Source organism: Streptomyces sp. NPDC030143 (assembly GCF_055573695.1).
Genome location: NZ_JBVIAY010000003.1, coordinates 450,106 through 471,790 on the forward strand (window position 1 = coordinate 450,106; position 21,685 = coordinate 471,790).

The following is a 21,685-nucleotide window of genomic DNA, read 5'->3' on the forward strand; positions in this document are numbered from 1 at the left end:
GGGTTGCTCACTGGGTGACTCCGTACAGGGCGAGCAGGGTCTTCATCCGCTCCTCGGCCTGCTTCGGGTCGGGGAACAGGCCCAGGCCGTCGGCGAGTTCGTAGGCGCGGGCGAAGTGGGGCAGGGAGCGGGCCGACTGGAGTCCGCCGACCATCGTGAAGTGGGACTGGTGGCCGGCCAGCCAGGCCAGGAACACCACGCCCGTCTTGTAGAAGCGGGTGGGCGCCTGGAAGAGGTGGCGGGAGAGGTCGACGGTGGGGTCGAGCAGGGCGCGGAAGCCCGCCGTGTCGCCCGTGTCGAGCACCCGCACCGCCTGCGCCGCCAGGGGCCCCAGCGGGTCGAAGATGCCGAGCAGGGCGTGGCTGAAGCCCTGCGCGTCGCCGGCGATCAGTTCGGGGTAGTTGAAGTCGTCGCCGGTGTAGCAGCGCACCCCGTCGGGCAGGCGGCGGCGCAGGTCGACCTCGCGCTGGGCGTCCAGCAGGGAGACCTTGATGCCGTCGACCTTGTCGGGGTGCGCAGCGATCACCTCCAGGAAGGTGTCCGTCGCCGTGTCCAGGTCGGACGAGCCCCAGTAGCCCTCCAGCGCCGGGTCGAACATCGGGCCCAGCCAGTGCAGGACCACCGGCTCGCCGGCCTGGCGCAGCAGGTGGCCGTAGACCTCCAGGTAGTCCTCGGGGCCGGACGCGGCGGCCGCGAGCGCGCGGGACGCCATCAGGATCGCCTGGGCGCCGGACTCCTCGACGACGGCGAGCTGCTCCTCGTAGGCAGCGCGGACCTCCTCCAGCGTGCCCGAGGTGATCTGGTCGGTGCCCACGCCGCACGCGATGCGGCCGCCCACGCTGCGGGCCTCGGCGGCGCTGCGGCGGATCAGCTCGGCCGCGCCGGCCCAGTCCAGGCCCATGCCGCGCTGGGCGGTGTCCATGGCCTCGGCGACGCCGAGTCCGTGCGACCACAGGTGGTGGCGGAAGGCGAGGGTGGCGTCCCAGTCGACGGCGGCGGGCGCGTCGGGGGACACGTCGGCGTACGGGTCGGCAACGACGTGCGCCGCCGAGAAGACCGTACGGGAGGTGAAGGCGGCGCCCGGGGTGAGGGCGAGGGGCTCCGGGCGGGGGTCGTAGGTCCGCAGGGCCCCCCCGCCGTCCGGCAGTCGGATGGTCACAGCGAGATCTCCGGGACGTCGAGGCGGCGGCCCTCGGCCGAGGACTTCAGGCCCAGCTCGGCGAGCTGCACGCCGCGGGCGCCGGCCAGCAGGTCCCACTGGTAGGGGGCGTCGGCGTGGACGTGGCGCAGGAACAGCTCCCACTGCGCCTTGAAGCCGTTGTCGAAGTCCTGGTTGTCCGGGACCTCCTGCCACTGGTCGCGGAAGACCTCGGTGGCGGGGATGTCGGGGTTCCAGACCGGCTTGGGGGTGGCGGAGCGGTGCTGGACGCGGCAGTTGCGCAGACCGGCGACGGCCGATCCCTCGGTGCCGTCGACCTGGAACTCGACGAGCTCGTCGCGGTTGACGCGGACCGCCCAGGAGGAGTTGATCTGGGCGATGGTGCCGCCCTCGAGCTCGAAGATGCCGTAGGCGGCGTCGTCGGCCGTCGCGTCGTAGGGCTTGCCGTTCTCGTCCCAGCGCTGCGGGACGTGGGTGGTGGCGATGGCCTGGACGGACTTCACGCGGCCGAACAGCTCGTGCAGGACGTACTCCCAGTGCGGGAACATGTCGACGACGATGCCGCCGCCGTCCTCGGCGCGGTAGTTCCAGGAGGGGCGCTGGGCAGCCTGCCAGTCGCCCTCGAAGACCCAGTAGCCGAACTCTCCGCGGACGGACAGGATCCGGCCGAAGAAACCGCCGTCGATGAGGCGCTTCAGCTTGAGCAGGCCGGGGAGGAACAGCTTGTCCTGGACGACGCCGTGCTTGACGCCGGCCTCGGTCGCCAGCCGGGCCAGCTCCAGGGCGCCCTCCAGGCCGGTGGCCGTGGGCTTCTCGGTGTAAATGTGCTTGCCCGCCGCGATCGCCTTCCTGATCGCCTCCTCACGGGCGGAGGTGACCTGGGCGTCGAAGTAGATCTCGACGCTCGGGTCGGCGAGGACGGCGTCGAGGTCGGTGGAGACGTGCTCCAGGCCGTGCTGTTCGGCGAGCGCCCTGAGCACGTGCTCGCGGCGGCCGACGAGGATCGGCTCCGGCCACAGCACGGTGCCGTCACCGAGGTCGAGTCCGCCCTGTTCGCGGATGGCCAGGATGGAGCGGACCAGGTGCTGGCGGTAGCCCATGCGCCCGGTCACGCCGTTCATGGCGATACGCACCGTCTTGCGTGTCACGTCGGTCCCTTCGTAGGCGTGTACGTCGGTGAGTGCGCCGCACGTACGCCTCTTCCTGATCAGCGTGACAGCAAGCGCTTTCTATCCAGGGAGAAGCTAGCCTCTGACCAGCGGTCCGGACAAGACCGTGTCCATCCCGAGTTGTTCGAGGGGGCGAACAAACGGGGTGCTGGGCCGTAAGGTCTGCTCGGCACGCCCGGAACCATGCCCCGGGCGGGGCTGTCTACGTGGTCGTACGAGAACGGACGTACGACGAGATGCGCGACCGGAGGACGACGAGATGACGGTGACCCTGGCGGACGTGGCGGCCCGCGCGCAGGTCTCCCCCGCGACGGTGTCGCGCGTACTGAACGGGAACTATCCCGTGGCCGCTTCCACCCGGGAGCGGGTGCTGCGGGCCGTGGACGAGCTCGACTACGTGCTGAACGGCCCGGCGAGCGCGCTGGCCGCGGCCACCTCCGACCTGGTCGGCATCCTCGTCAACGACATCGCCGACCCCTTCTTCGGGATCATGGCGAGCGCGATCCAGTCGGAGATCGGGGGGCCGGGCGGCAGAGCCGGCGGCGAGCGGCTGGCGGTGGTGTGCAACACCGGGGGCTCGCCGGAGCGGGAACTGACGTATCTGACGCTGTTGCAGCGGCAGCGGGCCGCGGCCGTGGTGCTGACCGGCGGTGCCATGGAGAACGAGCCGCACGCGGCGGCGGTGGCGGCGAAGCTGCGCAAGCTGGCGGAGGCGGGGACGCGGGTGGTGCTGTGCGGGCGGCCGCCCGCGCCGGACACCGGGGCGATCGCGCTGACCTTCGACAACCGGGGCGGCGGCCGGGAACTCACCGACCATCTGATCGGGCTGGGCCACCGGCGGCTCGGGTACATCGCGGGACCGGAGGAGCGGACCACCACCCGGCACCGGCTGGAGGGTCACCGCGCGGCGCTGGCCGCCGCCGGTATCGAGGAGGACCCCCGCTGGACGGTCCACGGACGCTACGACCGGCGGGCGGGCCACGAGGCCACACTGGAGCTGCTGCGGCGGGACCCGTCCCTGACGGCGGTCGTCGCCGCGAACGACTCCGTCGCGCTGGGCGCGTGCGCGGCACTGCGGGAGTCCGGGTTCCGGATCCCCGAGGACGTGTCGGTGGCCGGCTTCGACGACCTGCCCTTCAGCGTCGACGCGGTGCCCGCGCTGACGACGGTACGGCTGCCGCTGGCGGAGGCGGGGGCACGGGCCGGCCGGATCGCGATGGGCCGCGAGGAGCCGCCGCCCGGCGGGATCGCCGTGGTGCGGGGCGAGTTGATGGTGCGGGGGTCGACCGGGGGGCCTCGGGACTGAGGGTCGTTGCGCGGCCCCGGACGGGCCGGAGCGTCGCGGCGGGGGCGGTCGCGCGCCGCCCGGCGGGATCGCCGTGGTGCGGGGCGAGCTGACGGTGCGGGGGTCGACCGGGGGGCCTCGGGACTGAGGGTCGTTGCGCGGCCCCGGACGGGCCGGAGCGTCACGGCGCGGGCCGTCGCGGCGCGGACCGTCGCGGCGGGCGGTCGGGCCCTGCCGCCCCCGTGGGAGCGGTCGGCCGAGGTGTTCCGGGGGAGGGTGACGAACGCGTTCCCGGGCGGCCGGGTCGGCGGAAGAGCGGCTCTCGGGCCGGGTCGCGGAGCGGCGGAAATCGCCCCTGACTGGACCGGTACCGCCCACCGGCGCCACAGTGGTGACCATGAAGCTCGCCTTCTCCACCCTCGGTGTTCCCGGTCTGCCGCTCGCCGACGTGCTGCGGCTCGCGTCCGCGCACGGCTATCACGGTGTCGAACTGCGCGCCCACCCGGAGGAGCCGGTCCACCCCGGCCTCAGTCCGGACGAACGGTCAGGTGTCGCCGCCGCCTTCAAGGAGGCGGGGGTCGAGATCCTCGGGGTCGCGGGGTACGCGCGCATGGCCGCGCCGGGCGAGGACGAACCCGTGATCGAGGAGACGCGAGAGCTCGTCGGGCTCGCGCGCGACCTCGGCGCGCCCTTCGTCCGCGTCTTCCCCGGCGGCTCCGAGGACCAGTCCCCCGCCGAGGCCGACGCGGTCGCCGCCCGGCGGCTCGGGGTCGTCGCCGAGTACGCCGCCGACCTCGGCGTCCGCGTCCTGCTGGAGACCCACGACTCGCACCCCACCGGCGCCGACGCGATGCGCGTCCTGGGCCTGGTCGGCCACCGGCAGGTCGGCGCGCTGTGGGACGTCATGCACACCTGGCGGGGCGGCGAGCAGCCGCTGGACACCTACGCCGCGCTCTCGCCCCACCTCGGGTACGTGCAGGTCAAGGACATCGCCTCGGCCGGCGACACGACCCCGCTGGCGCTGGGCGCGGGGGTGCTGCCGCTCGGCGAGTGCGTGGAGGTGCTCTCACGCCACGACTGGGACGGCTGGCTGTGCTGGGAGTACGAGAAGCGGTGGTACGAGTCCGCCGAACCCCTGGAGGGTCTCCTGAGCGCGGGACGGGAACACCTCGCCCGCCTGCTCAACGAAGCGGCGTGAGCGGGGCGACCGGGGTCGGCGCGATCGTCGGTCTCCCTGCGGTCGTGCTCGCGTTGCCCCGGTCGTGGGCCAGACCGCGGTCGTGCTCGCGCGGCCCCGGTCGTGGGCCAGACCGCGGTCGTGCTCGCGCTCCCCGGGTCGTGCTCGCGGCCTCGGTCGTCGGCCGGCCCGCGGTCGTGGGCCGGCCCGCGGTCGTGGGCCGGCCCGCGGTCGTGAGACGGCCCGCGGTCGTGGGCTGTTCCGCGGTTGCGGGGTGGCTGCCATCGGCCGGCGTGATCGGTTCGCGGTAGCGGTAGCGCGGCCGTAGCCGCGGGCCGGCACTAGAGCACAGCCGCGGAGGCCGACGGGCACGGCGGCGCGGCCGCGGAGGCCGACGGGCACGGCGGCACGGCCGCAGACGCCGACGGCCCCGACAGCACGGCCGCTGTCGGCGGACACGGCCGTACGGTCGCAGACGCCCGTGGTCACGGTGGTGCGGGTGCGGGTGTGGCCGGTAGCTCGGGACGTGGTGGGGCCGCGTCGCGGCAGGGCGGTCGCGGCGGGGCGGCCGCGGCGAGGGCGGTCGCGGCGGGGCGGCCGCGGCGAGGGCGGTCGCGGCGGGGCGGTCGTCACCGGTCGGCGGTGGCGCTGCCCCGTGGCGAAATCCGTTGGCGGGGTCGTCGTGCGCCGGGATAGCCTCCGCGCCGTGGATCAGCAGAGTGGGGCGCGTATCGCGTGCGTCGTCGGGTCGTCGGAGTCATGAGGTTTCGTCGGGGTCTTCTCGACGTCCGGCCCCTTCGCTCCTCCCCCGTCTTCCGGCGGCTGCTGATCGGGCGCACGGTGTCCACGCTCGGTGGCTTCATGACCATGGTCACCGTCATGTACCAGGTGTGGGACATGACGCACAGCGCGGTCTGGAGCGGCGCGGTCGGGCTGGCGCAGGCGCTGCCGATGATCGGCTTCGGGCTGTTCGCGGGGGCCTGGGTGGACCGGGCCGACCGGCGCCGGGTCTACCTGGCGGCCACCGTCGGGCAGGCGGTCTGTTCGGTGCTGCTGGCCGTGCAGGGCTTCACGGGGCATGTCCCGGTGACCGTCGTGCTGGCGCTTGTCGCGGCGCAGGCGTCGTTCGGAGCGGTGGGGGCGCCGGCGGCGGGCGTGTTCGTGCCGCGGCTGCTGCCCAAGGAGCAGGTGGCCGCGGGCCTGGCCCTGAACCAGGTCACCGGGCAGGCGATGATGCTGCTCGGCCCGGCCGTCGCCGGCGTCGTCCTCGGCTGGTGGGGCATCGGCGTCTGCTACCTCCTGGACGCCCTCAGCTTCGGTCTGTCCTTCTACGGCGCCTTCGGTCTGCCCGCGCTGCCGCCGGAGGGCGAGAAGTCCCGGCCCGGGCTGCACGGCGTCCTGGACGGACTGCGTTTCCTGACCGGCCACCGGGTGGTGCGCGGCGCGCTGCTGACCGACCTGGCCGCGACCGTCCTCGCGATGCCGACCGGCCTGTTCCCGCTGGTCAACGCGGAGCGCTTCGGCGGTGACCCGCACACCCTCGGCCTGTTCCTGTCGGCGCTCGCGGTGGGCGGGGTCGCCGCGACCGCGTTCTCCGGTCCGGTGACCCGGTCGGCCCGTCCGGGGCCGGTGATGCTGTGCGCCTCCGCCACCTGGGGCGTGGCCCTGGCCCTGTTCGGGCTGATGCCGAACGCGTGGGCCGGCCTCGGGATGCTGGTCCTGGCGGGCGCGGCGGACGCGGTGGCCGTCCTGTCCCGGACGACGATCGTGCAGACCCGCACCCCGGACGCCCTGCTGGGCCGGGTGACGGCGGCCGAGACCGTCGTCGGCCAGGCCGGCCCGCACCTCGGCAGTCTGCGCGGCGGGTTGGTGGCGGGGTGGTCCTCGGGCGCGACCGCCCTGATCACCGGTGGGCTGCTGTGCCTGCTCGCGGTGACGGCGGTGGCCGCGACCACGCCGGAACTGCGGAAGCGGGGGGCGGCGGACGACGACGAGGACCGGAAGGGTTCGTCCGCCCCGGAGCCCCCGGCTACGGCCCCGGCCGGACCGTGAGCCGCGCGTCCGCGTCCAGACACCACTCCAGCACGGACGGCCAGGGACCGTAGCCGGCGTCCAGGTCGAGGTGGGCGGCGCCCGGGAGGAGTTCGGCGGTCAGGCCCAGCGGATCGCCGTAGACGGACTGGACGCCTTCCGGGCAGTAGGGGTCGTCGTCGCCGGCGACGAGCCGGGTCGGGGCGGGCGACGTGAGCTTCTCGAGCGGGGCGACGGCGAATTCGGCGACCTCGGGGTGACGGGCCAGGACGGAGCCGGACGGCGGGGCCACCAGCAGCACCCGGTCGACGGCGTCGGTCCCCGGCACGCCCCGCGCGACGGCGTGCAGCCAGAGCGGGACGGAGAGGCTGTGGGCGACGACGACCCGCTCGCCGGCGGCGGCCCGGACGCCCAGCCCGTCGAGGTGGCGGGCCAGCTCGCCCAGCCACACCTCCAGGGACGGGTCGTCGGGGTCGGGCAGCTGCGGGTAGGTGACGGAGTGACCGCGCCCGGCGAGCCGGTCGGCGAGCCAGTGCTGCCAGTGGGCCGCGGGACGGTGGTTCTGCCAGCCGTGGAGGATGAGGTACGCGGCGGACGAGAGGCCGGAATCGGTCATGCGCCGATGATCCCCGGCGACGGGACGGAAGGTCCAGTTAATCTTCCGGCGTGGAACCGTTAAGCCCTGCCTTCACCATAGATCTGCGTCGCCTCACCGTCCTGCGCGAGCTCCAGCGCCGGGGCAGTCTGGCGCGCACCGCCGAGGCCCTGCACCTCACCCCGTCCGCCGTCTCCCAGCAACTCGCCGGGCTCGCCCGCGACCTGGGCGTCCCCCTGACGGAACGCCACGGCAGGGGTGTGCGCCTCACCGGACAGGCGCGGGTGCTGCTCGCGCACGCCGAGGTGATCGCCGCGCAGGTCGAACGGGCGCGCGCCGACCTCGCGGCCTACGCCGAGGGCCACCGGGGCACGGTGACCGTCGGCTGCTTCTCCAGCGGCATCCTCGGTCTGCTGCCGCCCGCGCTGCGCGCCCTGAGCGCCCGCCTCCCCGGCCTCCGCGTGAACGTCGTGCAGGCCGAGCCGCCCGATCTGTTCACCGCGCTCGACGGCGGCCGGGTCGACGTGGCGGTGGCCGTCGACTTCGCGGCGGCGCCGCCGTCCACCGACCGCCGCTACGCCCGAGAGGACCTGCTCACCGATTTCCTGGACGTCGCCCTCCCGCCCGACCACCCGCTCGCCGCCCGGTCCGAGGTGCCGTTGCGGGCGCTGGCCCGGGACCCGTGGATCGTCGGCGACGCGCTGAGCTGCTGCGGTGCGGTGACCCGCTCGGTCTGCGCGGCGGCCGGTTTCACGCCCGAGATCCGGCACGCCGTCGACGACTGGGCCGCACTGGCCGGTCTGGTCGAGGCGGGTCTGGGGGTGGCCCTGGTCCCCCGTCTGGTCCGCTCGCTGTACGCCCACCGGGACCTGGCGCTGCGCCCGGCCGAGGGCGAGCCGCCGTCGCGGAACGTCTTCGTCGCCGTACGGGCGGGGTCGGAGGGCGATCCGGTGGTGGCGGCGGTGCGGGAGGAACTGCGGGCGGCGGCGGGCGCGCTGACACCGTGACCCGCCGACGACGACTCCTCGGATCCCACCCGACGTCGGGCCCCCGAGACCCCTGACTCCTGCCGGGCGGCGGGTTCCAACGCCCGCCAGATCTCGCCGGCCAGCGGGTTCCGACGACCTTCAGGCCCGACAGCCCGACGGGTACCGACGCCTCTCATGGCCCCTCCGCGCGACGGGTACCGGCGCCCCTCAGGCCCCACCGCGCGACGGGTGCCGGGGTGCCGTTCGCGCCGCGTAGCGCGCCACCCGTTCCTCCAGTCGCGCCCGCCGTTGCGGCCGCTCCTGCGACGTGATCGAGAAGATCGCGGAGTCGCGGAGGCGGCCGTCCTCGCCCGGGGCCCAGGAGTTAGGGCGCGAGGCGTCCGGTCGCGGCGCGGGCCGGCTGGGCGTCGATGCAGGCGCCGACCTCGTGGGCCCGCGGGACCCAGGTGTACGCGTACGAGCCCCGGTCCTCCTCCGCCGCCCGGGCCAGTTCGGCCGCGTGCCGTCGCTCCAGCGGCCCCAGACGCACCAGCGCGCCCTGGAGAACCGGCGCCTCAGGCGGTGCACTCACCCGATGATGTCCTTCCGCAGCCGTGCGAACGCCTCGTGGAAACCGGGGAAAGTCTTGCGGACGCAGCCGGGGTCGTCGAACGAGATTCCGGGGACGCGCAGTCCGGTCACCGCGAAGGACATGACGATGCGGTGGTCGCCGTAGGTCTTGATCCGCGCGCCGGGCGCCATCGGGCCGGGCTGGATCTCGATCCAGTCGGGGCCGGTCGTGACGTCCACGCCCAGCCGCCGCAGGTTCTCCGCGCAGGCCTCCAGCCGGTCGCACTCCTTCACGCGCGTGTTGGCCACGTCCTCGATGCGCACCGGCCCGGAGGCGAAGGGCGCGAGGGCGGCGAGGGTCGGCATGGTGTCGGAGATGTCCCGCATGGTGACGGTGACGCCGCGCAGTTCGCCGGTGCCGGTCACGGTGGTGCGGTCGGCGCCGGTCTCCACCCGCGCGCCCATCCGCCGCAGGACGTCCACGAAGCCCAGGTCGCCCTGGAGCGCGCCCCGGCCGAGGCCGGGCACGGTCACCTCGGCGCCCGGTGTCACCGCGGCCGCCGCGAAGAAGTAGCTCGCCGTCGACGCGTCGGGCTCGACGGCGTAGGTGGTGGCCCGGTAGCCGCCCGGCGGAACGACGAAGACGTTCCCCTCGCGGACGACGTCCGCCCCGAACGCCCGCATCATCGCCAGCGTGATCTCCACGTACGGCACGGAGACCAGGTCGGTGACGGTGATCCGCAGGCCGGTGCGGGTGAGCGGCCCGAGCAGCAGCAGGGCGGTCAGGTACTGGGAGGACTGGCCGGCGTCCAGGACGACGTCCCCACCCTCCACTCCGGCCGCCCTGACGGTCAGCGGGTGGTGCCCCTCCGCCTCCTCGTGCCGCACGTCCACGCCCAGGTCGCGCAGGGCGCGGGTCAACGGCAGCAGGGGCCGGCGGCGCATCTGGGGCGAGGCGTCGAAGCGGTAGGTGCCGTGGCCGGCGGCGGCCAGGGCGGGCAGGAAGCGGGCGGTGGTGGCGCCGTCACGGCAGTACACGTCGGCCTGGGCGACCGCGGGGCCCTGCGGGCGTCCGTCGACCTGCCAGGTGTCCGGCGTCCGCCCCACGCGGTACCCCAGCCGGGCCAGGCCCTCGGCGAAGCCCTCGGTGTCGTCGGACCGCAGGGGCCGCTGGAGGGTGGTGACTCCGTCGGCGGCGGCCGCCAGGAACAGGGCACGGGCGGTGATGGACTTGGAGCCGGGGATGTCGACGAGGGGCATGGCCCTCATGATCCCGCGACGGGGACACGCGGGGCGGGCTCGTCCACGGGATGGACGGAGGGCGGGGTGGGCCGCGGGAGCGGGCCGGACGCGCGGGGCGGGGCCTGCGGGCGGGCGCCGGGAAGGTCAAGGGCCACCCCGCCGACCAGCTGGGCCGGCAGGGCCGCCGCACACCAGCGCAGGCCGCTCACCGACTCGCCCACGAACACCGGCCTTCGACTGAGGCGGCGGGTTCGGCGCAGGACATCCGCCCCGGCGCAGGACGACCGACCCCCGACCCCGCGCCGGACACCCGACCCGACGCAGGACACCCGACCCGGCGCACGACACCCGACCCGGCGCAGGACGACCGACCCCGCGCACGACACCCGACCCGGCGCAGGACGACCGACCCCGCGCACGACACCCGACCCCGCGCCGGACACCCGACCCGGCGCAGGACGACCGACCCCGCGCACGACACCCGACCCGGCGCAGGACACCCGACCCTGCGCAGGACGACCGCCTCGGCGGAAGGCGGTGCGTTCGGCGGAGGCGGCCGGCCGGTTGGGGGAACCCGCGTCGCCCTCCGACCGTCCCATCCGCGAGCTGTCGGACGAGTCTCCTCGGTGCGGTGTCGGCCCTCGCTGCTGGCTGCGATCGCTGACCACCCTCTCCGCCGTACCGGGGCCGGCAGCACGCCGTCATCGGCGCGCCCCCCTCCAATGCGCCGGTGACGGCCCCTCCCGCGGGTACCGTGCAGGCTCCCCGACCGGCCCGGAAGGAGCGCTCGTGCCCTCCAGACGTACCGTCCTCGCCGCCACCGCCGGACTCGGCACGGCCCTCGCCCTCGGCGGCACCGCGCACGCCGACGACCGCCGCCTGCGCGAGCTGGTCTCCCGCATGACCCTGGAGGAGAAGGTCGGCCAGGTCTTCGTCAGCCGGGTCTTCGGCCACTCCGCCACCGCTCCCGATCCGGCCGACGCCGACGCCAACCTCCGGGAGCTGGGCGTGCGCACGGCCGCCGAGCTGATCGCCCGCTACCGGGTCGGCGGGATCATCTACTTCGCCTGGGCGCACAACACCCGCGACCCGCTCCGGATCGCGGACCTGTCCGACGGCATCCAGCGGGCCGCGCTCCGACAGCCGCGCGGCGTGCCGGTGCTGATCTCCACCGACCAGGAGCACGGCGCCGTGGCCCGCGTCGGCAGGCCCGCCACGCTCTTCCCGGGCGCGATGGCGATCGGTGCCGGCGGCTCACGCGACGACGCCCGCACGCTCGGCGCCCTGTCGGGCCGTGAGCTGCGCGCGATGGGCATCCGACAGGACTACGCCCCCGTCGCCGACGTCAACGTCGACCCGGCCAACCCGGTCATCGGCGTCCGCTCCTTCGGCGCCGACCCGCGGGCCGTGGCCGCCCTGGTGGCCGCGCAGGTCGAGGGCTACCGTTCGGCGGGGGTCGCGGCCACCGCCAAGCACTTCCCGGGTCACGGCGACACGGCCGTCGACAGCCACCTCGGCTTCCCCGTCATCACCCACACCCGCGCCGTGTGGGAGGAGCTGGACGCGGCGCCGTTCCGGGCGGCGATCGCGGCCGGCGTCGACTCGATCATGACCGCGCACCTCCTGGTCCCGGCGCTCGACGCCACCGGCGACCCGGCCACCCTCTCCCGTCCCGTGGTCACCGGCCTGCTGCGCGAACACCTGGGCTACGACGGGGTCGTGGTGACCGACGCCCTCGACATGGCGGGCGTGCGCACGAAGTACGGCGACGACCGTGTGCCCGTGCTCGCGCTCAGGGCGGGCGTCGACCAGCTCCTCAACCCGCCCGACCTGGCCGTCGCCTGGAACGCCGTCCTGACGGCCGTACGGGAGGGGGAGCTGCCGCGGGAGCGGCTGGAGGAGGCGGTCCTGCGGATCCTGCGGCTGAAGGCGCGGCTGGGCCTGTTCGACGAGCCGTACGTCGGTGTGGCCGACGCCGGACGGACGGTCGGCGCGCGGGCGCACCTCGCGGCGGCCGACCGGCTCGCCGAGCGGACGACGACGCTGCTCGTCAACGACGGACCGGTGCTCCCTCTCTCCCCCCGCACCCACCCGCGGCTCCTGGTGCTGGGCGCCGACCCGGCCTCCCCCTCCGGCACCACGGGCCCGCCCACCCAGGTCCTCGCCGCCGCCCTCACCGACCTGGGCTTCACGGCGACGGCCCTGTCCACGGGCACGGCGCCCGCGCCCGAGACGGTCACGGCGGCGGAGGCGGCAGCGCGCGAGGCCGACGCCGTGGTGGTCACGACGTACAACGTCACGGCGGACAGCCCCCAGCGGACCCTGGTGGAACGACTGGCGGCGACCGGACGGCCGGTGGTCGCGGCAGCGGTCCGCAACCCGTACGACGCGGCGCGGCTCCCCTGGGTGAACGCCTGCCTGGCGACCTACTGCTGGACCGACGTCGCACTCCGCGCCGCCGCCCGGGTGATCGCGGGCGCGGTCGCGCCGCGCGGGAGACTGCCCGTGCCGGTGCCGCGCGCGGACGACCCGGCGCGGGTGCTGTACCCGATGGGCCACGGCCTGACGTACGGGTGAGTACGGGCGGTCCCGCTCAGGGGTCCTTGCGCGACGAGCGCCTGATCAGTCCGCGCGGCCCGGGCGGGCACAGTGCAAGGCCCCTCAGCCCAGGACGAGGGGGAGCCGTGCCGCGAGCGTGCCCAGCGCGGCCCGCTCCGCGCCGGTCGGCGGGCGCCGTCCGGTGCCCACCAGCAGCACGTCGCCGTCGGACCAGGAGGCGGGGAACGGCGACCCGGCGATCTTCTCCAGCGCCGTGCGGGACGCCGCGAGGGTCTCGGCGGGCGGCCCGTCGGCCGACGGCCGGTGCGCGATCAGGTCCAGGTGGTGCAGCGTGGATTCGAGCACGTACGCGGAAAGGTAGTCACCGACGGTCAGCACCTGGTCGCGGGTGCCGACGCGGGCGGCGGGGTCGGCGAGCGCGGCGGCGCGGCCCGCGGCGGACCCGACGTCGTCCAGATGGAACCTGAGCCACCGCGGCTCCCCGTACGCGGCGGCCAGCCGGGGGATCAGCGCGTCGAGCGGGTCCTCGCCGGTCGGCGGTCCCTCCAGGAGCTCCCAGTAGGTGACCGCGTCCACGGTGGGTGCGGAGTCGGCCGGCGTCACCAGGGTGATCAGGACGTCCTGGGCGTCGATGACCAGATGGCAGGCCAGGTCCCGCACGAGCCAGCCGGTGCAGCCGGAGGGCCGCTCGAAGTCCTCGTCCGGGGTGTCGGCGACGGCCGTGAGCAGTGCGGTCCAGGCGCGTGAGAAGAGGTCCACCGCGGCACGGTAGTGCCGCGCCGGAACGGCGGACAACCGGGAATCGGGGCGGCGGCGGGGCGGGACGCCGCACGGGTGCGCGGCGTCCCGCGGGGCGGTCACGCGGTCACGCGGTCACGCGGTCACGCGGTCACGCGGTCACGCGGTCACGGGCGCAGCGTCGGCTCGCGCTCCACGTCGCGCACGTCCAGCCGGGCGTCGAACTTCGCCAGCGGCCTGGCCCGGGAGACGGCCGACGCCGAGACGCCCGCCCACTCCAGGATGCGGGCCGTGGCCAGCGCCTTCTCGTCGGCGACGAGTCCGGCGACGTTCGCTCCGTGGTTCAGGCCGGGGGCGGTGAAGACATAGCTGTCCTTCGCGCCCTGGCCGAGGCGGAAGGGCTCGGCGCCCCACGGGTCGTTCTGGCCGTAGACGAACAGCATGTGGCGGGCGTTGTGCCGGACCCAGGTGTCGATGTCGCGCATCGCCCACGGCTGGAACCGCATCGAGATGTCGCGCGGGACGAAGTTGCGCGGCGGCTGGTAGCCGTAGCGGATGTACTTCTTCTCGATGTGCGGGAAGTGGATGGTGGGCGCGCCCAGTTGGGTGCCCGCCTGGTAGTAGTACGGCGTGTACGGCGACAGGCCCTGGTCCGCGTAGAACGAGAAGCCCGAGATCGTGTCGATCGAGGTCCAGATCTCGTCGTCGGTCGCGGCCGCCGCGTTCGCCGGGATCGAGTCGCAGTCGGAGAGCAGGCTGTACTGCCAGAAGCCCCAGACGTAGTCGAGGACGACGGCCTCGTAGGCGCGGTCCAGGCCGCCGATGGTGGCGAAGGTGAGGCCCTCGGCCGCCGCGTACTCGGCGTACTTCTTCTCCAGCGGTTCCCGGCGCACCAGCGCCTCGCGCTGCACGGCGTTCAGACGGTCGCGGCACTCCTTGGTGCCGACGGTGGCGAAGAAGCGGTCGTAGGCCGAGTCCTCGTGGTTGACGACGTCGTTGGGGGCGACGTACGCGACGACGCCGTCCATGTCCCTGGGGTAGAAGCGCTCGTAGTAGGTGGCCGTCATGCCGCCCTTGGAGCCGCCCGTGGAGATCCAGTTCTTCGGGTAGATCGTCTTCAGGGCCTCGAAGATGCGGTGCTGGTCACTGGCCGCCTGCCAGATGTCCAGCTTGGACCAGTCGGCCGGGTCGGGGCGGGACGGCGTGAAGAAGCGGTACTCCATGGAGACCTGGTTGCCGTCGACGATCTGCGTGGGCTCGCGGCGGCCGGGGTTGGTGGAGACGCTGTAGCCGCCGGTGTAGAAGACCGTCGGGCGGCTGACGTCCTTGTGCAGCACGGTGATCCGCTGCTGGAACGTGCCCTTGGCCGGGTGCCGGTGGTCGACCGGCTGCGTGTAGTTCAGGACGAAGAAGCGGTAGCCGGGGTACGGCTTCTCCTGGACCAGGCTCATGCCCGGTACGGAAAGCAGCCGGTCTTTGATGTCCGTGGCCTCCGGCTCGGCCGCGGTCGCGGCTCCCGCCGTGCTCAGCGTGCCTATGAGCACGGTGAACGCCAGCAGCCATCTGAGCGCGTTGCGCATGCGCGTGCACCCTTCCCTGTGAGACAGATGTGCGCCGGAAGCTATCGGAGCAACACCCGTCACACCAGAGGGACTTGCGTCACGCGGCCCGGATCAGCAGCGGATCCAGCCCGAACTGACCGAGGATCGCCCCACCCAGCCCCGTATCAGCACCCAGCGGTGACCGGCGCGGACGGTCACCGGGACGGAGCTGCGGCTGTGGTTCCGCGTGCGGGTGACGGCGACGTGGCCGCGCGCCTGCACACTGACCGTGATCGGCCGTTCGGTGCCGGGGCTCTTCTGGAAGGTGATCGCGCAGACGTTGCCGCTGTTGCGGTAGACCTGCACGTGGCCGGCGGAGAACGACAGCGTCCGCACCTTGCGTCCCGCGCACGTCGAGGGCGCGGCCTGGGCGCTGCCCGGCACCGCGACGGCGAGCACCCCGGCCGCCGTCAGCACGGCCAGTCCGCCCGCCACCCGCCGGTGTATGCCACCTCGCTCGCCCCTGCCCACGGTCCCTCCCGCATGTGCCGTACGACGTCCCGTACTGATGTACGGACGCAGGGGGTGTGTCGGTTGGTTGCGCGGGCGTCACCGGGACGCGCCGACCGGCTCCTCCGGCTCGGCCTCCCCGACGAACGTGCGCCACAGCCGGGCGTAGTGTCCGTCGCGGGCCAGGAGTTCCTCGTGGGTGCCGTCCTCCGCGACCCGGCCGTGGTCCATCACGACCACGCGGTCCGCGCGGGCCGCGGTCGTCAGCCGGTGTGCGACCACCAGGGTGGTGCGGCGGCCCGCGAGGCGGTCGGTGGCCTGGTTGACCTGGGCCTCGGTGGCCAGGTCGAGAGCGGCGGTCGCCTCGTCGAGGAGCAGGACGTCCGGGTCGACGAGTTCGGCGCGCGCCAGGGCGATCAGCTGGCGCTGGCCGGCCGAGAGGTTGCGGCCGCGCTCGGCGACCTCGTGGAGGTAGCCGCCGTCGAGGGTGGCGATCATCTCGTGGGCGCCCACCGCCCGCGCCGCCGCCTCCACCTCGGCGTCGGTGGCGTCGGGGCGGCCGTAGGCGATGGCGTCTCGGACGGTGCCCGGGAACAGGTACGCCTCCTGGGGGACGACCCCGAGCCGGTGGCGGTACGACGTGAGGTCCAGGGAGCGCAGGTCCGTGCCGTCGGCCAGGACCCGGCCCGAGGTGGGGTCGTAGAACCGGGCCACCAGCTTGACCAGGGTCGACTTGCCGGCGCCGGTCTCGCCGACGAACGCCACGGTCTGACCTGCGGGAATGCGCAGGTCGATGCCGGTCAGGGCCTCCTCGTCGTCCGCGTACGCGAAGTGGACGTCCTCGAAGGCGATCTCGCCGCGCAGGGAGAGCACCTGGAGGGGTTCGTCGGCGGACCGCGTGGACGTCGGCTCCCGCAGCAGTTCCTGGATGCGCCCGAGGGAGACCGCGGCCTGCTGGTAGCCGTCGAAGACCTGGGAGAGCTGCTGGACCGGCGCGAAGAACAGGTCGATGTAGAGCAGGTAGGCCACCAGTGCGCCGGTGGTCAGCGTCGCGTCGTCGATGCGGCCCGCGCCGGCGATCAGCACGGCCGCCGCGGCGACCGACGACAGGAACTGGACGAAGGGGAAGTACACCGAGATCAGCCACTGGCCGCGGATGCGCGCCAGCCGGTAGCTGTCGCTGCGCTCGGCGAACCGCGCCCCGCCGTCGCGCTCACGGCGGAAGGCCTGCACGATCCGCAGCCCGGCCACCGACTCCTGGAGGTCGGCGTTGACCGTCGACACCCGCTCGCGGGCGAGTTCGTACGCCTTCACGCTCGCCCGGCGGAAGAAGAACGTGGCGATGATCAGCGGGGGCAGGGTGGCGAAGACGACGAGGGCGAGCTGCACGTCGATCACCAGCAGGGCGGCCATGATGCCGAAGAAGGTGACGACCGACACGAACGCCGTGACCAGGCCCGTCTGCAGGAACGTCGACAGGGCGTCGACGTCCGTGGTCATCCTCGTCATGATCCGGCCGGTCAGCTCGCGTTCGTAGTAGTCGAGGCCGAGGCGCTGGAGCTGCGCGAAGATCTTCAGGCGCAGGGAGTACAGGACGCGTTCGCCGGTGCGGCCGGTCATCCGCGTCTCGCCGGTCTGCGCGGCCCACTGCACGAGCACGGCCAGCAGCGCGAGGAGCGAGGCCGCCCACACCGCGCCGAGCGCCGTCCGGGTGACGCCGTCGTCGATGCCGTGCCGGATCATCACCGGCAGCAGCAGGCCCATGCCCGCGTCGACGGCGACGAGGCCGAGGCTGACGAGGAGGGGCAGGCCGAAGCCGCGCAGCAGGCGGCGCAGTCCGTAGGACTCCTCGGCGGTGACCGCGCGGGCCTCGTCGACGTCGGGGGTGTCGGTGGCGGGAGGAAGCGCCTCGACCTGGGCGAGGAGTTCGGGGGTGGCCGGTGTGCCGGCGAGGGCGGTGTCCTTGGGCTCGCGGTCACCGGTCCACAGCCGGGGGGTCACGCCGCGCTCGGCGTCGAACTCGGCGTCCAGCTCCTCGCGGACGGAGGTGTCCTCGCGGGGTGCGGCGGGCCGGGCGTGGCCGGGTGAGACGCCGCCCAGCTCGTCGGGGTCGGTGAGCAGGCGCCGGTACAGCGCGGACCGTTCCTGGAGCTCCTCGTGGGTGCCGAGGTCGGCGAGGCGGCCGTCGTCGAGGACGGCGATGCGGTCGGCGAGGTTGAGGGTGGAGCGGCGGTGGGCGATCAGGAGGGTCGTGCGGCCCTCCATGACGTGGGTGAGGGCTTCGTGGATCTCGTGCTCCACGCGGGCGTCGACGGCGGAGGTGGCGTCGTCGAGGACGAGCAGGCGGGGGTCGGTGAGCAGGGCGCGGGCGAGCGCGATGCGCTGGCGCTGGCCGCCGGAGAGGGTCAGGCCGTGCTCGCCGACCTTGGTGGCGTAGCCGTCGGGCAGTTCGGCGACGAAGCGGTGGGCCTGGGCGGCGCGGGCGGCGGCCTCGATCTCCTCGTCGGTGGCGTCCGGGTTGCCGTAGGCGATGTTGGCGCGGACGGTGTCGGAGAAGAGGAAGGAGTCCTCCGGGACCAATCCGATCGCGGACCGCAGGGAGTCCAGGGTGAGCTCGCGGACGTCGTGGCCGCCGATGAGGACGGCGCCCCGGGTCACGTCGTAGAAGCGCGGCAGCAGCAGGGAGACCGTGGACTTCCCGCTGCCGGAGGAGCCGACGACGGCAAGCGTCTCGCCGGGCCGGATCTCGAAGGACAGGCCCCGCAGGACGGGGCGGTCGTCGTCGTAGCCGAAGGAGACGTCGTCGAACTCGACGGTCGCGGGGGCGTCGGCGGGGAGCTCCTTGGTGCCGTCCTTCATGGTCGGCTCGGTGTCGATCAGCTCCAGGACGCGTTCGGTGCCCGCGCGGGCCTGCTGGCCGACGGTGAGGACCATGGCGAGCATCCGGACCGGGCCGACGAGCTGGGCGAGGTAGGTGGAGAAGGCGACGAAGGTGCCGAGGGTGATGTGGCCGCCGACGGCGAGCCAGCCGCCGATGGCGAGCATCGCCACCTGTCCGAGGGCGGGCACGGCCTGGAGGGCCGGGGTGTACCGGGAGTTCAGCCGGATGGTGCGCAGCCGCCCCGCGTAGAGCCGCCGGCCGACCTCCCGCAGCTTCCCGGTCTCCTGGTCCTCCTGTCCGAAGCCCTTCACCACGCGGACGCCGCTGACGGCGCCGTCGACCACGCCGGCGACGGCCGCCGCCTGGGCCTGCGCGTACCAGGTCGCCGGGTGCAGCTTGGTCCGGCTGCGCCTGGCGATCCACCACAGGGCCGGTGCGACGGCCAGCGCGACCAGGGTGAGCGGCGGGGACAGCCAGGCCATGACGCCCAGGGAGATCAGGAACAGCAGGACGTTCCCGATGGTCATCGGGAGCATGAAGAGCAGGCCCTGGATGAGCTGGAGGTCGCTGGTGGCGCGGCCGACGACCTGGCCGGTGGACAGCTCGTCCTGGCGGCGGCCGTCGAGCCGGGTGATCGTGCCGTACATCTCGGTCCGCAGGTCGTGCTGGACGTCGAGGGCGAGCCGGCCGCCGTAGTAGCGGCGGATGTAGGTGAGGACGTAGACGAGGACGGCCGCGCCGATGAGGGCGCCCGCCCAGGGGGCCATGGCCCGGCTGTGGCCGCCGATCACGTCGTCGATGATCACCTTGGTGATCAGTGGGACGACGGCCATGACGGCCATCCCGGCCAGGGAGGAGCCGAGGGCGAGGACGACGTCCGCCGGGTGGCGCCACGCGTAGCTCGCCAGTCTCCGTGCCCATCCCCGTTGCGGTCCCACGCCGGTGCCTTCCGTCGGTCCTGATCTGCCAGAAGGCACCAACAGGGATCGGGGCGGATTTCATCCCTCCGTCACCGGGCGCGGGCGGGTCACACACGCACCCGGAGGTCGTAGAAGCGGGTCGTCTGGACCGCGTTCTGGTTGTCGTCGCTGACCAGGAGCACCCGCAGACGGCCCTGGGAGCGCCCGGTGACCACCATGCCCTCGATGTTGTCCAGGAGCGGGTTGGGCTGCGGCTGCTTCGCCGTCGCTCCCTGTGACGGGCAGGTCACGAGGTCCGTCAGCAGCGTCTTGCCGATCGGACGCACGCCGTCCTGGCCGGTCAGGTTCTCGACGCCGGAGGTGTCCGTCGCGCGGCGCGGGTCGGCCAGGTAGAGGCGGACCGTGTTGCCGACGCCCGCGGTGAAGCCGCGTTCCAGGACGAGGAGACGGCCGTCGGGGATCGCCTGCACCTCGGGGACGCCCAGACCGGCGTCGGCACGGTAGGCGTACTGGGCGCCGAGCCGGAAGGGGCCGCCGCCCGCGCGCCGCCAGGTCTGGAAGCGGACGGTGCCCGGGGTGTCGCCGGCGAGGGCGTACTCCATGGACGCCAGCAGGGTGCGGCCGCCGGGCAGCAGGGTCAGGCCCTCGAAGGTGCCGTTGGACACGGCCCGCCCGGCGGGGGCGACCCGCAGGGGGTCCGGGACTGGCAGCCGCTCGAGGATCGCGCCGGTGCGGGAGTAGCGGCGCACGGACGGCTCGGTCTCCGAGGTGACCAGGCGGGTGCCGTCGCGGTCGACGGCGAGGCCCTCGGCGTCGAGGGCGGCGCCGCTCTCGTCGGCGAGGGTCACGGCGGCCGTCGGCTTCAGGGTCCGGGCGTCCAGGCCGAAGAGCGCGGAGCGGTCGGAGAGGGTGGCGAGCGACCCGGTGGGGGGTTCCCCGGTCGAGCGATGCCGGGCGTGGGGGCGGTCCACGGCGAGCGCGGAGAGGTTGCCGACGAAGGTGCCGTCGTAGGTCGTCTTGTCGAGGGCGTCGGAGAAGCCGGCGAGGCTGACGGTCGGTGAACAGTCCCGGTTCTCCCGGGCGTTCACGGGCCCGGCGGCGGCCAGACAGGTGGCCGCCGCCAGGCAGGCGGTGACGGTGGCGAGTACGGATCGCAGGCGCATGACCGTCACCGTAGGACGCGCGGGTGAAGCGGGGTGGGACACGAGTTCAAGAATCAGCCGCCGGCGGCCACCAGGTCCCGGTGGATGACCTTCGCCACGCCCTGGATGGTCGTGATGCCGTAGTTCATGGTGCTGTTGCCGTGGGTCAGCACGGTGATCATGTAGTCGTGGCGGTTGCCGTCGAACGTGCCGACGCTGTGCACCCGCCAGCCGTTCGTGGCGCGCTGTAGCCAGCCGTTCTTGACGTGCAGGTTCGCGTTGGCGGGCTTGCCGTAGGGCGTGCCCCAGCGCTGCGAGGCCACCACCTGGTTCATCAGGGTGCGGATGTAGGCGCGGGCACTGTCGCTGAGGACGGTGTTCCTGGCGGTGATGAGCTGGAGCAGCTTCTGCTCGTCGGTCACCGTGATCTGGGTCAGACCCCAGTAGCCGTTCGCCCCTGGCTTGGTCTGCGTCATCTTCGCGGCGGCGAGGAAACCCTTGATCTTCGTCAGGCCGAGCTGCCGCCACAGGCTGCTGGTCGCCGCGTTGTCGGACTTGGTGATCATGGCCTTGGCGAGCGAGTTCTCCGTGGCCGTCAGGTAGCGGTTGTGCTTCTTCGCGTCCCACAGCAGCGCGGCGAGCACGGTGACCTTGACGACGCTGGCCGAGTCGAAGGCGGTGGAGGCGCGCAGGGTGCAGGTCGTCTTGGTGGTGCGGTCGTAGAGGCCGACGGCGACGGTGCCCTTGCGGCCGGCGAGCGCGGCCGTGATGTCCGTCCTGAGCTTGGCGGCCAGCCCCGCCTTCGCCGAGGTGCACGTGACGGCCGGCGGTGCGGCCGAGGCGGGGGCGGCGGCGGCCACACCGGTGGCGAGGACACCGGCGGTGAGGCCGGCCGCGAGAAGTCTGGCCCGTCTGGATATCCCGTGATTCATGTCCGTGTTGACACACGAGTTCGGGTGAAAGGTTGTACGAGTCGTCAGGTTCGTCACGGAGAAACGAACGCGCCCCGATCGGACTCTTCAGGGGACGGACCCGGTACCGCCTCGCCTCAGAGGATCTCCCCCGTCGGGCGACCCAACTCGCCCAGGTCGAACCGCCGTTGTGCACTGCGCAGGCCTCCAGTACGAGGATGCCGTCGCCGTCGGCCTCGTCGAGCCCGCCAGGATCACGTCCGCGGGTGCGGGGAGTGCCTCTATGT

16 protein-coding genes are annotated in these 21,685 nt (G+C 73.9%); 5 read left to right on the forward strand and 11 right to left on the reverse strand.

All coding sequences use genetic code 11. The annotated features are described in order from the left end of the window. Positions 1–7: 7 nt before the first annotated feature. Positions 8–1,159, reverse strand: a complete 1,152-nt coding sequence (locus ACZ4YY_RS08125) for a dihydrodipicolinate synthase family protein (RefSeq protein ID WP_468285124.1) — start codon at positions 1,157–1,159, stop codon at positions 8–10. Next, complete coding sequence (locus ACZ4YY_RS08130; protein WP_468285127.1) at positions 1,156–2,307, reverse strand: Gfo/Idh/MocA family protein; 1,152 nt, start codon at positions 2,305–2,307, stop codon at positions 1,156–1,158. Before ACZ4YY_RS08130 ends, ACZ4YY_RS08125 begins: the two co-directional genes overlap by 4 nt. Before the next feature lie 280 nt (positions 2,308–2,587). Here ACZ4YY_RS08130 and ACZ4YY_RS08135 point away from each other — a divergent pair, with 280 nt between their 5' ends. The 3 genes from ACZ4YY_RS08135 to ACZ4YY_RS08145 all read left to right on the forward strand — a co-directional run bounded on the left by ACZ4YY_RS08135 (position 2,588) and on the right by ACZ4YY_RS08145 (position 6,842). Next, positions 2,588–3,634 (forward strand): LacI family DNA-binding transcriptional regulator, encoded by a 1,047-nt coding sequence (locus ACZ4YY_RS08135; protein WP_468285131.1) that lies wholly within the window; start codon positions 2,588–2,590, stop codon positions 3,632–3,634. Positions 3,635–4,010: 376 nt separating this feature from the next. Further along, positions 4,011–4,811 (forward strand): sugar phosphate isomerase/epimerase family protein, encoded by an 801-nt coding sequence (locus ACZ4YY_RS08140; RefSeq protein WP_468285135.1) that lies wholly within the window; start codon positions 4,011–4,013, stop codon positions 4,809–4,811. 738 nt (positions 4,812–5,549) lie between these two features. Continuing rightward, positions 5,550–6,842, forward strand: coding sequence for an MFS transporter (locus ACZ4YY_RS08145; RefSeq protein ID WP_468285138.1), 1,293 nt, complete (start codon positions 5,550–5,552; stop codon positions 6,840–6,842). Here ACZ4YY_RS08145 and ACZ4YY_RS08150 read toward each other — a convergent pair. Beyond that, positions 6,820–7,437, reverse strand: coding sequence for an RBBP9/YdeN family alpha/beta hydrolase (locus tag ACZ4YY_RS08150; RefSeq protein ID WP_468285141.1), 618 nt, complete (start codon positions 7,435–7,437; stop codon positions 6,820–6,822). The genes ACZ4YY_RS08145 and ACZ4YY_RS08150 overlap by 23 nt on opposite strands. Positions 7,438–7,487: 50 nt before the next feature. On the opposite strand from ACZ4YY_RS08150, the gene ACZ4YY_RS08155 reads away from it, so the two are divergent. Beyond that, positions 7,488–8,423, forward strand: a complete 936-nt coding sequence (locus ACZ4YY_RS08155) for a LysR family transcriptional regulator (protein WP_468285144.1) — start codon at positions 7,488–7,490, stop codon at positions 8,421–8,423. A 346-nt stretch (positions 8,424–8,769) separates the two neighbouring features. On the opposite strand, the gene ACZ4YY_RS08160 is transcribed toward ACZ4YY_RS08155, so the two are convergent. Next, the gene (locus ACZ4YY_RS08160; protein ID WP_468285148.1) at positions 8,770–8,976 is read right to left on the reverse strand and encodes a hypothetical protein; all 207 of its coding nucleotides are present in this window, start codon (positions 8,974–8,976) and stop codon (positions 8,770–8,772) included. Further along, a complete protein-coding gene (gene aroA, locus ACZ4YY_RS08165; RefSeq protein ID WP_468285151.1) occupies positions 8,973–10,214 on the reverse strand; it encodes a 3-phosphoshikimate 1-carboxyvinyltransferase in 1,242 nt (413 codons plus the stop codon). Before aroA ends, ACZ4YY_RS08160 begins: the two co-directional genes overlap by 4 nt. 771 nt (positions 10,215–10,985) lie before the next feature. Here aroA and ACZ4YY_RS08170 point away from each other — a divergent pair. After that, positions 10,986–12,773, forward strand: coding sequence for a glycoside hydrolase family 3 protein (locus ACZ4YY_RS08170; protein ID WP_468285153.1), 1,788 nt, complete (start codon positions 10,986–10,988; stop codon positions 12,771–12,773). A gap of 84 nt (positions 12,774–12,857) precedes the next feature. On the opposite strand, the gene ACZ4YY_RS08175 is transcribed toward ACZ4YY_RS08170, so the two are convergent. The 6 genes from ACZ4YY_RS08175 to ACZ4YY_RS08200 form a co-directional block, all read right to left on the reverse strand. Continuing rightward, a complete protein-coding gene (locus ACZ4YY_RS08175) occupies positions 12,858–13,514 on the reverse strand; it encodes a maleylpyruvate isomerase N-terminal domain-containing protein (protein WP_468285156.1) in 657 nt (218 codons plus the stop codon). 146 nt (positions 13,515–13,660) lie between these two features. Beyond that, complete coding sequence (locus ACZ4YY_RS08180) at positions 13,661–15,073, reverse strand: S28 family serine protease (protein WP_468285159.1); 1,413 nt, start codon at positions 15,071–15,073, stop codon at positions 13,661–13,663. A 93-nt stretch (positions 15,074–15,166) separates the two neighbouring features. After that, positions 15,167–15,529, reverse strand: coding sequence for a hypothetical protein (locus ACZ4YY_RS08185; RefSeq protein WP_468285162.1), 363 nt, complete (start codon positions 15,527–15,529; stop codon positions 15,167–15,169). A gap of 114 nt (positions 15,530–15,643) precedes the next feature. After that, positions 15,644–19,363 (reverse strand): ABC transporter ATP-binding protein, encoded by a 3,720-nt coding sequence (locus ACZ4YY_RS08190; protein WP_468285166.1) that lies wholly within the window; start codon positions 19,361–19,363, stop codon positions 15,644–15,646. 89 nt (positions 19,364–19,452) lie between these two features. Further along, positions 19,453–20,508 carry an esterase-like activity of phytase family protein gene (locus ACZ4YY_RS08195; RefSeq protein ID WP_468285169.1) on the reverse strand — a complete coding sequence of 352 codons (1,056 nt, stop codon included), beginning with the start codon at positions 20,506–20,508 and terminating at the stop codon, positions 19,453–19,455. A gap of 53 nt (positions 20,509–20,561) precedes the next feature. Then, on the reverse strand, positions 20,562–21,419 hold the full coding sequence (locus ACZ4YY_RS08200; protein ID WP_468285172.1) for a serine hydrolase: 858 nt from the start codon (positions 21,417–21,419) through the stop codon (positions 20,562–20,564). Positions 21,420–21,685: the final 266 nt, after the last annotated feature.

Excerpts from the sequence above, each read along its gene's own strand:
- aroA (WP_468285151.1), bottom strand. The coding sequence starts at position 10,214 with ATGCCCCTCGTCGACATCCCCGGCTCCAAGTCCATCACCGCCCGTGCC.
- ACZ4YY_RS08145 (WP_468285138.1), top strand. The coding sequence starts at position 5,550 with ATGAGGTTTCGTCGGGGTCTTCTCGACGTCCGGCCCCTTCGCTCCTCC.
- ACZ4YY_RS08200 (WP_468285172.1), bottom strand. The coding sequence starts at position 21,419 with ATGAATCACGGGATATCCAGACGGGCCAGACTTCTCGCGGCCGGCCTC.
- ACZ4YY_RS08135 (WP_468285131.1), top strand. The coding sequence starts at position 2,588 with ATGACGGTGACCCTGGCGGACGTGGCGGCCCGCGCGCAGGTCTCCCCC.
- ACZ4YY_RS08180 (WP_468285159.1), bottom strand. The coding sequence starts at position 15,073 with ATGCGCAACGCGCTCAGATGGCTGCTGGCGTTCACCGTGCTCATAGGC.
- ACZ4YY_RS08150 (WP_468285141.1), bottom strand. The coding sequence starts at position 7,437 with ATGACCGATTCCGGCCTCTCGTCCGCCGCGTACCTCATCCTCCACGGC.
- ACZ4YY_RS08140 (WP_468285135.1), top strand. The coding sequence starts at position 4,011 with ATGAAGCTCGCCTTCTCCACCCTCGGTGTTCCCGGTCTGCCGCTCGCC.
- ACZ4YY_RS08195 (WP_468285169.1), bottom strand. The coding sequence starts at position 20,508 with ATGCGCCTGCGATCCGTACTCGCCACCGTCACCGCCTGCCTGGCGGCG.